The organism is Streptomyces sp. NPDC020983 (assembly GCF_044333485.1).
GTDB lineage: Bacteria > Actinomycetota > Actinomycetes > Streptomycetales > Streptomycetaceae > Actinacidiphila.
On record NZ_JBIRRA010000011.1, the window covers coordinates 35,823 to 48,751 of the forward strand.

9 protein-coding genes are annotated in these 12,929 nt (G+C 74.4%); 5 read left to right on the forward strand and 4 right to left on the reverse strand.

What is annotated here, in order from left to right; genetic code table 11:
• Window positions 1–1,403 precede the first annotated feature (1,403 nt).
• The gene (locus ACH4SE_RS24390) at window positions 1,404–1,889 is read left to right on the forward strand and encodes a DUF456 domain-containing protein (RefSeq protein WP_398545581.1); all 486 of its coding nucleotides are present in this window, start codon (window positions 1,404–1,406) and stop codon (window positions 1,887–1,889) included.
• 144 nt (window positions 1,890–2,033) lie between these two features.
• On the opposite strand, the gene ACH4SE_RS24395 is transcribed toward ACH4SE_RS24390, so the two are convergent.
• Window positions 2,034–2,381, reverse strand: a complete 348-nt coding sequence (locus ACH4SE_RS24395) for a VOC family protein (RefSeq protein WP_398545582.1) — start codon at window positions 2,379–2,381, stop codon at window positions 2,034–2,036.
• A gap of 140 nt (window positions 2,382–2,521) precedes the next feature.
• Here ACH4SE_RS24395 and ACH4SE_RS24400 point away from each other — a divergent pair, with 140 nt between their 5' ends.
• The 4 genes from ACH4SE_RS24400 (at window position 2,522) to ACH4SE_RS24415 (ending at window position 5,666) form a co-directional block, all read left to right on the forward strand.
• A complete protein-coding gene (locus ACH4SE_RS24400; RefSeq protein WP_398545583.1) occupies window positions 2,522–3,622 on the forward strand; it encodes a glutamate--cysteine ligase in 1,101 nt (366 codons plus the stop codon).
• An 88-nt stretch (window positions 3,623–3,710) separates the two neighbouring features.
• Window positions 3,711–4,097: a PPOX class F420-dependent oxidoreductase gene (locus tag ACH4SE_RS24405; protein WP_398545584.1), complete on the forward strand. Its 387-nt coding sequence runs from the start codon at window positions 3,711–3,713 to the stop codon at window positions 4,095–4,097.
• Window positions 4,098–4,307: 210 nt separating this feature from the next.
• Entirely contained in the window at window positions 4,308–5,357 is a 1,050-nt protein-coding gene (locus tag ACH4SE_RS24410; RefSeq protein WP_398545585.1) for a LacI family DNA-binding transcriptional regulator, read from the forward strand.
• Window positions 5,358–5,534: 177 nt separating this feature from the next.
• Entirely contained in the window at window positions 5,535–5,666 is a 132-nt protein-coding gene (locus ACH4SE_RS24415; protein WP_398545586.1) for a hypothetical protein, read from the forward strand.
• Window positions 5,667–5,835: 169 nt separating this feature from the next.
• On the opposite strand, the gene rsgA is transcribed toward ACH4SE_RS24415, so the two are convergent.
• From rsgA to ACH4SE_RS24430, 3 genes are all read right to left on the reverse strand, one after another.
• Entirely contained in the window at window positions 5,836–6,945 is a 1,110-nt protein-coding gene (gene rsgA, locus ACH4SE_RS24420) for a ribosome small subunit-dependent GTPase A (protein WP_398545587.1), read from the reverse strand.
• A gap of 216 nt (window positions 6,946–7,161) precedes the next feature.
• Window positions 7,162–12,330, reverse strand: coding sequence for a caspase family protein (locus ACH4SE_RS24425; RefSeq protein WP_398545588.1), 5,169 nt, complete (start codon window positions 12,328–12,330; stop codon window positions 7,162–7,164).
• Window positions 12,311–12,733 (reverse strand): hypothetical protein, encoded by a 423-nt coding sequence (locus ACH4SE_RS24430; protein WP_398545589.1) that lies wholly within the window; start codon window positions 12,731–12,733, stop codon window positions 12,311–12,313. The genes ACH4SE_RS24425 and ACH4SE_RS24430 overlap by 20 nt, the downstream gene beginning before the upstream one ends.
• Window positions 12,734–12,929 lie beyond the last annotated feature (196 nt).

Below are 12,929 nucleotides of genomic sequence, written 5' to 3' on the forward strand. Positions count from 1 at the left end.
GGGTGGCGCCGGCGGCTGGGCCACCTCGGGCTCGTCCGCGGGTGGCGGTGGGGCCGTGCGGTACGGGTTCTCCCCGGGTGCGACGCGGGGCGGGCGCGGCGGGGAGTACGGGCCGCGCTCGGCCGGGGCGGGGGACGACCACGGCTCCGCCGGGCTGAAAGTGGCGTCCGGCCCCGGTGCGGGCGCGCGCTCCTGCTGCTCCGGGAAGCGCGGGACCGGCCACCCCGCGGGCGGCGCCGACGCCCACGGTTCCGCCGGGGCGGGGGGCGCGGCACCCCACTGCGGGGCCGCGTCGACCCCGTCCGGCTCCTCCTGCCGCGGCTGCGGCTCCGGCGCGGGGCGGGGCTGCACGGGGCGGCCCTCCGCGTTCCCGGGCGTGGTCGACCACACGGGCCACCGGTGCGGCGCCTCACCCTCGGAACCGTCCCGCGCCGCACCCTGCTCGCCGCCCCGGACGTCCCCCGCGGACGGGAACATGGGGCGGGCGGCCCACGCGTCCCACGGGGGCGCCTCGTCCTCCCGCCCTTCCGCACGCTCCTCCGGCGGGCCGCCGCCCTCGCCGGAGGTGCCGTACGGCGCCGGGCGGGGCTCGGCCGCGGACGGCGCCGCTCCCTCATCCGGCGCGGCGGCCACCGGCCCCGCGGCCGCACCCGGCGCGGGCTCCTCCTGCGGTGCCGGCTCGCTCCGTCCCGGCAACCTCACGACCGGCACCCCCGGCGCGTCCCCGGCGGGAACACCCGGCGCAGCCCCCGCACCCTCCGCAACCACACCCGGCGCGGGAGCACCCGGCGAGACCGCCTCTCCCGCACCCGAGGCGCCCGAAGCACCCGACGCGAAAGCACCCGGCGCGCCCGGCGCGGGAGCGCCTCCCGCGCCCGCTCCCCGGGCACCCGGCGCACCGCCCCCGCGCTCCTCCGGCGCCGGGGGCGGCGTGCGGGTCGGGCGGGGCCAGGAAGGGGGCGGGGGAGGCGGCACCGGGCGGCGCAGCCGGAGCGTTTCAGCGGGGGGCGAGGCCGGGGGCGGGGGGGACATCGCCGTGAGCGCGGTGTCGAAGTGCTCGTCGACCGAGTCCGGCGCCACACCGCCGGCACCGGCCGCGCCGCCGGCCTCCTCGCCGTACAACTCCCGCCACCAGTCGTCTTCTTGACGCTTCGGTGAGTCCCCCTGCTGCCTCATGCCCTTATTGTCCACCGCCCGGCCCGCCGGGAAACGTGGAATCGCCGCACCGCCCGCCGCCCGCTCCCCCACCGCACCCGCCCCACCAGCACCGGCAGCCCGTACCGGCACCGGCAGCCCGTACCGGCACCGGCAGCCCGTACCGGGACCGGCGGCCCGTACCCGTACGGAGGTGCCGATCTCCACCCGCGAGGGCGGGAAGCACGGGGATCCGGCAGGGTGGGTCCATGGGGACCGCACAGACCGGGCTGATCGGCGTGGTGCTGCTGCTCGGCCTGGTGTGCGTGCCGGTGCCGGGCGTGCCGGGCACGCTGCTGTGCTGGGCGGCGGTGCTGTGGTGGGCGACATCGGAGCACACGGGTCTGACGTGGGCCGTGCTCGCCGCGGCGACGGGAGTGCTCGCGGTCGCGCAGGTGGTGCTGTGGCTGCTGCCGAACCGCCGGATCCGCGCGTCCGGCCTCGCCTGGCGCACGGTGATCGACGCGGGCGCGGTCGCCATCGCCGGTTTCTTCCTCGTGCCGGTGATCGGCGCGGTGCTGGGTTTCGTGGGCTACGTGTACCTGTCCGAACGCGTCCGGCTGGGCGGCGGCCACCGCGCGGCGTGGGGCGCGACCCGGACGGCGATGCGCGCGGTGGGGACCTCCGTGCTGGTGGAACTGCTGGCGTGCCTGCTGGTCGCGGGCACATGGCTGGGCGCGGTGATCGCGTCCTGACCGGCGCGCACGCGCCCTCCGTCCCGTCACAGGCCCACGCCCGTCGGCCCGTCGGCTCAGAGGCCTGTGGGCTCAGCACCTCAGCACCTCAGCGGCTCAGCACCTCAGCACCTCAGCACCTCAGCACCTCAGCGACCCGCCGGCTCAGCGGTGCGAGAGGACGTTGACCACCTTCCCGCCGGGGTCGCGGACGAAGAACCGCCGCACGCCCCACTCCTCGTCCTGCAGCGGGTGGACGATCTCCGCACCGGCACGCACCATTCGGGCGTGGACCTCGTCCACGTCGTCGACCTCGATGCTGATGTCCGGGCTGACGGGCGCGGTCGCGTCGGCGGACATGACGCTGAGCTGGGCCGCCGGTTCGGCCGGGGAGGCGAACGTCGTGATCCAACCGTGGTCCATGACCGGTTCGAGGCCGAGCAGCCCGTAGAACTCCCGGCTCTGCGGCCCGGCCGGGGAGTGGACGACGGGCACGACACGGCGTACGGACACGGGCTGCTCCCGTCGAAGGACCGGCAAGGCGCGGGACCGGCGGGGCCGCCCCGGGGCCATTCCACCACGGGCCTCCGGCGGGCCGTCCCCCCGTCCGGCCCCGGGTGGTGCGAGCCGCGGATCCGGGGTAGGCGCGTCGCATGGATGCTGCGACGCTCGGTGTGGAAGAGGAATACCTGCTCCTGGACCCGAAGACGGGTCTGCCCTGCCCCCAGGTGGGTGAGGTGCAGTCCGCGGCGAAGGACATCCCCTTCCTCCACCGCTCCGAGGTCGGCAACGAACTGCTCCAGGCGCAGATAGAGATCGCCACGCCGGTGTGCTCGGACCTCACCGAGGTCTCCGGGCACCTCTCGCGGCTGCGGCAGACCATCGCCAGGGCGGCGGACCACACGGGCTGCCGGCTCGCCGCCACCGGCGCCGCCCCCCTCGCGCCCGAGGACGCGGTGCCGGTGAGCCCGAAGCAGCGCTACCACGACATGCGCGCCGAGGCCCGCAGGCTGGTCGACGAGCAGCTGATCTGCGGCATGCACGTGCACGTCGCCGTCCCGGACCGCGAGCGCGGCGCGGCCGCCCTGGGGCGGATACGGCCGTGGCTGCCGGTGCTGGTGGCGCTGGCCGCGAACTCGCCGTTCTGGGACGGCCACGACACCGGCTTCGCCGGCTGGCGCACGGTCGTGAGCGGGCGGTGGCCGGTCACCGGGCCGCCGCCGCACACCGCGGGCGCCGCGGACTACGAGCGGGAGACGGCCGCGCTCCTCGCCACCGGTGTGATCAGCGACCTGGGCCAGATCTACTGGCAGGCCCGGCTCTCGGAGAACTACCCCACGCTGGAGGTGCGGGTCTGCGACGTGCAGCTGGACGTGGAAGCCGCCGTCACCCTGGCGGGACTGACCCGCGCCCTGGTGACGACCGCGCTGCAGGAGGCGGAGGACGGCACGGAGCCGCTCGCTCCCTCCGACGCCGTCCTGCGCGCCGCCGAATGGCACGCGGCCCGGCACGGTGTGACGAAGACGCTGGTGCACCCCGTCCGGGGGACCCTCGGGCACGCGGACGAGGCCGTGGAGGCGTTCACCGCCCACGTGACCCCCGCCCTGCGGAGCAGCGGGGACCTCGCGCGGGTCACCGCGGGCCTCGAGCAGCTCCGTGAGCAGGGCGGCGGCGCCACCCTCCAGCGCGAGGCCGCGGCCGAGTCCGGTCTCGACGGCCTCCTCCGTACGACCTCGGCCGCCGGGAAGGGCTGAGCGGCGCCTCCGCCGTCCGACCGAGGCGACACGCCTTACGCCGCGGGTCCGATGCGGGTCCGCGGCGGCGGGTGGCAGGGTGGGCCGCATGACGAAGCCGAGCACGCGGACCGAACTGGACGACTCCGAACTGGCCTACCTGCGCAGCCAGCGCCTCGGCCGGCTCGCGACGGTGGACGCGAAGGGCCGCCCGCAGGCCAACCCGGTGGGCTACTTCCTGCGCCCGGACGGCACGATCGACATCGGCGGCTACTCGATGGGTGCCACGAAGAAGTGGCGGAACGTCGCCGCGAACGCGTACGTCTCGCTGGTCGTCGACGACATCGCGAGCGTGCAGCCGTGGCGGGTGCGCGGCGTGGAGGTCCGCGGCACGGCCGAGCAGGTCGTCGGCCCGCACGACCTGGGGGCGCACATGAGCCCCGAGCTGATCCGCATCACCCCCTACGCGGTCATCAGCTGGGGCCTGGAGGACTGAGGGCCCCGGCACCACCGCTCCCCCCCGCCTCGTCTCCCTGACCCCCCTCGCCCCCGCCCCTCCCCCGGCCCGCCACCCCGCCCGGCCAGGGCAAAGCTCACGCTGTGAAATAAGAGAGCGCTCTCACGCACGCCCGGTGAACCGTTACGCTGTCGGTGTCCGTACCGATCCCGGGATTTTCTGTTATCCGCGTGCGAAGGAGCCCTCCCCGTGTCCGACCCGACGTTCGCGGCCCGCCCGACGCTTGAGGAAGTCGCGGCCCGGGCCGGGGTCTCGCGGGCCACGGTCTCGCGGGTGGTCAACGGCAGCGAGGGCGTGCGGGCACCGCTGGCCGAGCGGGTGCGCGCGGCCGTCGACGAGCTGGGCTACGTCCCCAACCAGGCCGCCCGCACGCTGGTGACACGGCGCAACGGCGCGGTCGCCGTGGTCGTGGCCGAGCCGGAGACGCGCTTCTTCGCCGACCCCTTCTTCGCCCAGCAGGTACGCGGCATCAGCAAGGAACTCACCGTCCACGACAACCAGCTGGTGCTGCTGCTCACCGAGGGCGCCGCCGACTACCAGCGGGTCGGCCGCTACCTCGCGGGCGGCCACGTGGACGGCGCGCTGATCTTCTCGCTGCACGACGACAACTCGCTGCCGGAGATGGCCCGCCGGGCGGGCGTGGCGACGGTGATCGGCGGGCGGCCCGGCTGGTCGGACGCCGGGTCAGGGCCGGTGACGCTGTACGTCGACTGCGACAACCGCGGGGGCGCGCGCGACGCCGTACGCCATCTGCTGGGCCTCGGCCGGCGGCGGATCGCGCACATCGCGGGCCCGCTGGACCAGACGGCCTCCATCGACCGCCTCGACGGCTTCCGCGACGTCCTGCCGCACGCCGACCCGGCGCTGGTCGCCGAGGGCGACTTCACGCCCGAGGGGGGCGCCCGCGCGATGGAGCAGCTGCTGGAGCGCGCTCCGGACCTGGACGCCGTCTTCGCCGCCTCCGACGTCATGGCGTCCGGCGCGCTGCGGGTGCTGCGGCGGCGCGGGCTGCGGGTGCCGGAGGACGTCGCGGTCGTCGGTTTCGACGACATCGTCTCGGTGGCGGAGTGGACCGATCCGCCGCTCACCACCATCCGGCAGGACATCGAGGAGATGGGCCGGATGATGGCGCGGCTGCTGCTGCGCGCCCTGGAGTCCCCCTCCGGGGAGGGCTCCGCCCCCGCCCAGCTCGCCCCGATCGTCACGCCCACCCAGCTCGTCGTGCGCGCCTCGGCCTGAGAGGGCGGCCCGGCGGGCCGTCAGCGTTCGGGCGGGGTCCGCCCTTCCGGGTGAGGCGCCGCCGAAATCGGTTGCCGGAGGCGTGGGTTGGGAACGCCGGGCAACGGGAAGGTCACGGTCGGGCAGCGAAACGTGAGGGTGCGGTGAAGGCCGCCCCGGAGGACGAGGAGGACTGCCATGGCCTACTCCGTGATTCTCGGAGTCGTGATAGTCGCGCTCGTGGTGGCCGTTGTCATCGGCTCGTTCTGGAGCGCGGGCAGCCCGCTCGGCACGCGCCGCCGCCAGGGACGCGGCGGCGGCGCGGGGTGAGCGGCGCCGGGTGACGCCGCCTCGCGCCCGGGGGCCGGGCACGTGCCCGGCCGCCGGGCGGGTGTGCGGCCGCCGGGCGGGTGTGCGGCCGCCGGGCGGGTGTGCGGCCGCCGGGCGGGTGTGCGGCCGCCGGGGGCTCCGGTCTCCCGGGCCCCCGGCTCACCGGATCTCAGACCGTACGGCGGTGTCCACCACCTCCGCCGCGCTTGCGCTCGTACATCTCGCGTCCCGCCGCCGAGCGCCTCTTCCACTCGCGCCGCATCTCCGCGCGCAGCCGCTGGTCGGTGCGCGAGGCGATCCAGGCGTTCTCGCGCAGCAGCTTGCGGTAGCTCTCCAGGCGGCGGTGGGTGAGACGGCCGTCGTCGAGGGCCGCGCGGACGGCGCAGCCGGGCTCCGACTCGTGCGCGCAGTCCTGGAAGCGGCACTCCGCGGCCATGGCCTCGATCTCGGCGAAGACCTGCCCGAGGCCCTCCTGCGCGTCCCACAGCCCGACGCCGCGCAGCCCCGGCGTGTCGACGACGGCCCCGCCGCCGGGCAGCGCCCGCAGGTCGCGGGTGGTCGTGGTGTGCCGGCCCTTGCCGTCCGCGTCCCGGGTGGCCTGCACCTCCTGGACCTCGCGGCCGACCAGCGCGTTGGTCAGCGTGGACTTGCCCGCACCGGACTGCCCGAGCAGCACCGAGGTGCCGTCGCCGATCACCGCGGTGAGCGCGTCGAGGCCTTCCCCGGTGGCTGCGCTGACGGCCAGCACGTCCACGCCGGGCGCGGCGGCCCGCGCGTCGGCCACCAGGAAGCCGGTGTCGGCCACGGTGTCGGCCTTGGTGAGCACCACGACCGGCCGGGCACCGCTCTCCCAGGCCAGTGACACGAAGCGCTCCAGACGTCCGAGGTCGAGTTCGGCGGCGAGCGAGACGCACACCACCGCGTAGTCGGTGTTGGCCGCGAGCACCTGCCCCTCGGAGCGCTTGGAGGAGGTGGAGCGGACGAACGCGGTGCGCCGCGGCAGCAGCGCCCGCACGAACAGCGGGTCGCCCGTGGCGTCCACGGCGGCCCAGTCGCCCGTGCACACCACCTTCATCGGGTCGGGCGGCATCACCATCGCGGTGTCGGCCCGCACCGGACCGCCGGGGGTGACCAGGTCGCACTGGTCCCTGTCCACCCGTACCACCCGCCCGGGCACCAGCCCCTGCGCGGCGTACGGGGCGAACTCCGCCTCCCACACGTCGTCCCAGCCGTAGGGCGTGAGGGCGTGCGAGGAGGCGTCACGAAAAGCGAAAGACAAGGGGGAACCCTTCGAAAGGGTGGCCCCGGCAGCGGCGCGCGGAGGGCGCGCGAAGAGGAAGGAAGGTCAGCCGGAGACCACGGGAGTGCATGGCACGATCTGCTGAATACGGGCAGCGCCCAGCGCAAAGACAGCCATCGGTCCACACCTCCTCGCTCGACTCGGCCTGCGCGGCGGCCCGCCGGAATCGGCGGCCCCGCGGGGAACAACTGGACTTTAGTGTCCCGGGCTTCGTTCCGCCACCGAATTGTTCCCGTCCCTCGCCGCGCGCCGTCCTGCTCCCCCCGACCCGTCACGCCGGGGGAATTCCACGCCGGGTGTGGGCTCGTAGCCGAGCTGCTCCAACCGCTCCCACACCTGCCAGGGCTCCTGCGCCGTGCGGGCCGCGAGGGACAGGACCCGCCGCAGGGGCACCTGTCCCGCGAGCTGGAACTGCGGGCTCTGGCGGCCGTTGGTGTGCTCGACGAGCGCCAGATCGCTCCGGCTCAGCACCACCTGCCAGGCGGGGTGCGCGGCGGCCGTGTCCGCGATCGTGAAACCGAGTTCCGCAAGCCGTTCCGCCACCTGCCGGGGGGTGCGGCCCGCGTTCGCCCCGGCGGCGACGAGGTGCTCCACGCTCACGGGTTCGCCGGTCTCCAGCCACGGCGTCTTGCCGTCCAGGTCCCGGCTCACCATGACCAGATCGGTCCGCTTCAGCAGCGCGCGCCAGGCGGTCCCGGCGCTCGCGGACTCCTCGATGCGGTGGCCGAAGCGGCTGAGCCGCTCCGCGACCTGCTGGGGCGAGGACGCCGTCGCGGCAGCCGCGGCGAGCAGGTGCGGGAAGGACACGTCGGCCGCGACCGGCAGCCAGGGCCGTTCACCGTCGAGGCCCTCGCTCAGGATGATCAGGTCCGCGTCCCGGGTGGCGGTCCGGAACGTGTGCGGGGCGAAGGCGGGCACACGGTGTCCGAGCCGGATGAGACGTGCCACCACGTCCTTCGCCGTGTAGCCGGTGGCCCTCGCCGCGCAGAGCACATGGCCGGCGGGTACCGGGTCGAGGGGGTCGAGCCACGGGCCCTCACCGTTGAGGCCGGTGCTCAGGACGACCAGGTCGTCCTTGAGCGTCTCGGGCGAGCGCGTCCCGCGGTCCCGTTCGTCCACGACGTAGCCGAGCTGCGCGAAGCGCTCGGCGACCCGCGGGCGCGGCGGCGCTTCCACGGACTCGCACACCGCGAGGAGGTGACCGATCGGCACGCGGCTCCCGGAAGGGATCCACGGGGGCATGTCGTCCAGTTCCCTGCTCAGCAGCCGGCGGTCGCCCTGCTCCAGGAGGACCTCCCACGCCGGGTGGCTGCCGGCGTCCGCGGGTACTCCCCACCCCAGCAGCAGGGCGCGCTCGCAGGCCTGCCGGAGCGTGGAGCCCGCCGCGGCAGCGGCCGCCAGCAGCTGCTCGGCGGTCACCTCGGTCCTCGTGGCCAGCCAGGGCGCCACGCCGTCCATGTCCCGGCTCAGCAGAATGCGGTCCTCGTTGCCGAGGACGGTCTGCCAGGCCGGGTGCTCCGCCGCTCCGTCCGGCACCCTGAACCCGAAGTCCGTCAGACGTCCGGCAACGCGTTGCGGGGTCGTCTCCTGCCGTGCGGCGATCACCAGGACATGGCCGAGCGGGACCTCGGCATCGGGGTCCAGCCAGGGAAGCGCGCCGTCCGCCCGCGCGCTGAGGAGGAGCAGATCCCCGTCCTGCACGACCGCGGAGCGCGGCACACAGCCGGCGGCCGGCGTGCGGCAGCCGAGCTGCTCCAGCCGCTCGCGGATCTGCGCGGGCGGCATCTCCTTCTCCCGGGCCGTGGCCAGGATGTACCCCATCGGCACCGTGGCCTGCGAATCCGGCCACCGGACGGCGACACGGTAATGGCCCAGCAGCTCGGCGTCGTCGCGGGTGAGGTGGTCGGGGATGCCCCTGAACCCGGCCGTGTCCCCTCCCAGGAGGCGCAGCCGGGCCACCAGCGAGGAGATGGGCGTTCCCAGCCGCTCGGCGGCTGCCGCCAGCCTCACGAGCGCCGACGGGACCTGGCCACGACGGCGGACCCTCACGGAGAGGCTGCGGAGCGTCTCCTCGTCCTCCCCCGGCGCCAGGGCCTCGAGGTTCTCGGGGTCGGTCAGGAGGGCATCGCTCGGCCGTGCGACCGGCACGGCTTCGGAGGCGGTGAACCGCACACCGGGGATCAGCCCCGCTTTGGCCCAGGCTCTGAGCCGCCAGTCGGCGACGGTGTCCGGCAGGCTCGCGAGCACCGAGTCCGCCTGCCGGAGCACCCGGTGGTCGCGATCGTCCTTCGCCTGCTTGTCCTGCCGCTTCCCCGCGTCCGCGGTCACGCTCCGGGCCCAGAGCGCGTACTCGGGCGGGAAGCAGCCCACCACGGCGATGTCCGCCTCCTGGTCGCCCAGCCGCCAGGAGGGAAGGCCGCTCTCGATCGCGGCTTCGAGAACCGCGTCCGCCACCGCCGGACGCTCCCGGGCCAGCTCGACCAGCCACGCCGGCGTCAGCGGGCCGTCCGCGGTCCGTACCAGGCTGTCCAGGCGGCCGGTGAGCAGCCCGTCGACGGCGACGGCCTCGGGGTTACGGGGCTGGTTGCGGTCGATGGTCAGCTCGGGGGCGTCCGGCCCGGTGAGGTTCACCACCGCCCCGAAGAGCGGCAGGCTGATCCAGATCCCGTCCCGCAGGACACCCCCCTCGCCGGAGCACCACCACACGGCAGGTGCGCCCTCCGTCGCGACAGGCGTCCCGCCCGACCGGGAGACCGGTCCCCCGAGCCGGCCGGCCGGGAGCCGGAAGACGTCGTCCACACCCTCCTCGCGTGCCTCCAGGTCGTAGTCGCTCGTCCAGATCCAGCGTGCGAGCACGTCGTCCAGCGGCGGGAGGTCCAGATCCTGCTTCAGATACAGCCGGACCGTGGTACCGGCTTCGATGCCCGGCATGTTCGAGATGTGGAACAGCGCGCCCGGGCCCGTGATGTCGACCCTCAGTCCGCTGCCGAGTTCGCCGTCGCGGTTGAACCGCCGGGTGACGACGCGGATCTCCTCCGCCAGCAGGAAGTACGAGTAGACACCGATACCGAAGATGCTGTTCGGCTGCATGCTGATGCCGGCGTGCCGCCATTCGGCCTGCTCCTCCAGGTACTCCTGCGACCTGGTGAACCGCTTGCCGCCGCGGGCGAAGAGCTTCTCCAGTTCGTGCTCGCCCATGCCCACGCCGTTGTCGCTGCACTCGATGAAGGGCCGCCCGTTCTCGTCGGTGCCGCGCACGAAACCGATCTGCCCGCGCCAGCTGCCGGTCGGAGCGCCGCCGCGCTTGTGGCGCAGGAAGGCGAGCCGCCGGTCACGGTGGCGGCAGGCGTCCAGGGCGTTCTGGAACAGCTCGCGGATCGCCGCCTCGGGGTGGTGGTAGATCTGCCGGCCCATGAGCAGTTCGCGGATGCTGTCGTCGTCGAGGGTGAGCCGCATCTCGGTCAGGCTGAAGAGCGGTCTGTGCCGGTCGTCCAGCTTGGGCAGCACGCCGAGGGAGCTGTAGCGCAGCGGGACCAGATCGCCCAGGTCCGCGGTCCCGGACAGCCCGTTGTCCGGATGGGCGAGCTGGAGGACGTAGTGGTCGAGGGCGGCGGCGTGCGCCCGGAGCACGGAGGCGGCCTGGGGGGATCCGCACTCGGCGTCGAGGTCGTAGCCGACGGTTCCCGCGCCGTCGCGGGAGAGCGGCCTCCAGGTCCAGAAGCGCTCGCGGAACATTTCGGGGGTGAAGCCGCTACCGGCGTTGACGTGGTCGATGGCGGTGGGCAGCACGAAGGGGTCGACGGCCATCTGCTGGGCGACGGTGAGGAACCGGGCGATGAGACCGGTCCGGATGACGGTGTCGGTGGCCGGCGGCTTGTCGCTCCGCAGGCGGGGATCCGGGCTGGCCAGCAGGGCGCGCAGCAGCGGGTCGAGCACGTGCTGGAGGGTCATGCGGCCGTACAGGCCGAGGAGGCGGGTCAGGTCGCGCGACGGTCCGTCCGCCTCGGCCATGAGGGCGCAGACGGTCCGCAGGGGGTCGGGGCTGCGCTCGATGAACGCCCGCTCGAGTGCCCAGTGCCGGAAGAGCCACCACCAGATGGCGCGCGCCGCGGTTCCGTTGCCGCGCCGCACGGCGGCCCTGGCGCGGCGCACGGCGTCCGGCCGCCGGCCGAGGAATTCCTGGTAGCTGCCCCTCGCCGTGTCCGGGGCCGCCCGGGAAGGAAGCAGATCGCGTTCCGGATCGGTGGACTTCAGCAACTCGCCGAGGGCTCCGTCCCACCAGGTGGCGTACACGAAGGGCATCAGGGCGACGAGCAGCGCCTCCGCCTGGCTGAGGCGGGGGCCGCGCGGGCCGGCCCGTTTCACCATGTGCGTGAGGTGCTCGCACATCCGGACCGCGAAACCGGCGGAGCGCCAGGGGTCGTTGGCGAGCCGGGGCTCGCTCTGGTAGCTGCGGGCCAGCCGGAGAACCAGCCTCCGCGCCAGGTCGACGACGTCGTCGTGGCCGTCCGGGTAGACCGCGGCGGGGACGAGGCTGCGCAGGAAGTCCTCGACGGCGTCCGCCCACTGCTCGTACTCCACCGGAAGCCGCCGGGGGTTGGGGCCGAGGGCCACGTCGGACCCGCCGTTCTGGAGGATCTGCGGCCCCTGTTCCGGCAGACGGTGGCGGACGTAGCCGAAGAGGCTGTCGATGCCCAGGTAGGCGGGTTCGGCACCGTCCGGGGCGGGGTCGACACCTTGTTCGAGGCCGTCGATGAGTGCGCCGGTGAAGGCGGTGTAGCCGTGCCCGTCGCTGTCGGCCGCGGTCTCGTCGGCCGCCGCGGAGGTGACGATGTGCCAGCCCTCCTCCAGCGTCATCCGCTGGAGCTGCTCGGTGGTCAGCGGTGCGCTGCCGCCCGACAGCACCCCTCTGGCGGCTATACCGCTGTAGCAGCAGTCCAGGATCAGGATGCGGACTCGCGCCCGGGCCTTGCGCAGCACGGCCCGCACCCGGCCGAAATCCAGGCTGTCGGCCTCGGTGTGCGGATGGACCGCCTCGCTGAGCACGAGGTAGAGCTGGTCCTCGTTTCCCTGCGACGAGGGAATGGCGTGTCCGCCGTAATACACCAGGAGGACGTCGTCGGCTTCCCTCGCGGCCGATTCCAGTGCTTCCAGCGCGACATGGCTGCGCGCGGGATTCAGCAGCGGCGCCGGGCACAACTCGTCGTCGAACACCGCTTCCACGCGTTCGCACAGCAGATGGCGCAGCCGCCGGATGCTGCTCTCGACGTTGGCCAACTGCTGGAGCCGTGTGCTCGGGTGGTATTCGGTGGTTCCGAGGAAAACCGCCCGGGACGACGCCTTGTCAGGAGGCTGGAGCGGCACCGGCGTCTCCCGCGTCCCCCTCCGGGCTCTCGCCGCCGTCGGGCAGGAGTACGCCGACGAGGGCTTCGAACTGGTCGTCGGTGAGCGCCCCGGACACGGTGACACTGCCCCGCGGGCCGGTCACGACCAGCGGCGCCGCGTCCGGGCGGGACCGGAACCACCCGTCGACGACGCGCTTCACCTCACGTGCGAAAGCGGGGGCCGCCATGACCACGGGCGCCAGCGCGACCGCCGTGCTCACCCAGCCGGAAAGCTTTCCCTGTTCGCCTTCGCTGCGCACGATTTCGGGGCGTGCGTGCCGTCGCAGCACCGCGTTCGCGAGCAGTGCCTGGTGCAACCTTTCCACGTCCGGCCCGGAGCCTTCGCCGTCGATCCGCACCGTCACAGCGACGTTCGCTTCCATGACCCCCCAGTCATCCTTCGCCGAGTGCGGGTCAATATACCCATCCGCCGGCCTTCGGGACCGCTTTCCCCGGGGCTGCGTGACGCTGCGCCGTTTCCTCGCAGGACCTGCCGTGCGCCAGGTGCCGCGGCTCCTGGCCTGCGCGCCTGCGCGGCGGGCCCGTGCACCGCCCCGGCGGCCGCAACCGGCTTCCCGT

What these genes read in the sequence shown, in the direction of transcription:
- ACH4SE_RS24430 (WP_398545589.1), bottom strand. Translation starts at nt 12,733, where the DNA reads ATGGAAGCGAACGTCGCTGTGACGGTGCGGATCGACGGCGAAGGCTCC.
- ACH4SE_RS24400 (WP_398545583.1), top strand. Translation starts at nt 2,522, where the DNA reads ATGGATGCTGCGACGCTCGGTGTGGAAGAGGAATACCTGCTCCTGGAC.
- ACH4SE_RS24415 (WP_398545586.1), top strand. Translation starts at nt 5,535, where the DNA reads ATGGCCTACTCCGTGATTCTCGGAGTCGTGATAGTCGCGCTCGTGGTG.
- ACH4SE_RS24405 (WP_398545584.1), top strand. Translation starts at nt 3,711, where the DNA reads ATGACGAAGCCGAGCACGCGGACCGAACTGGACGACTCCGAACTGGCC.
- ACH4SE_RS24390 (WP_398545581.1), top strand. Translation starts at nt 1,404, where the DNA reads ATGGGGACCGCACAGACCGGGCTGATCGGCGTGGTGCTGCTGCTCGGC.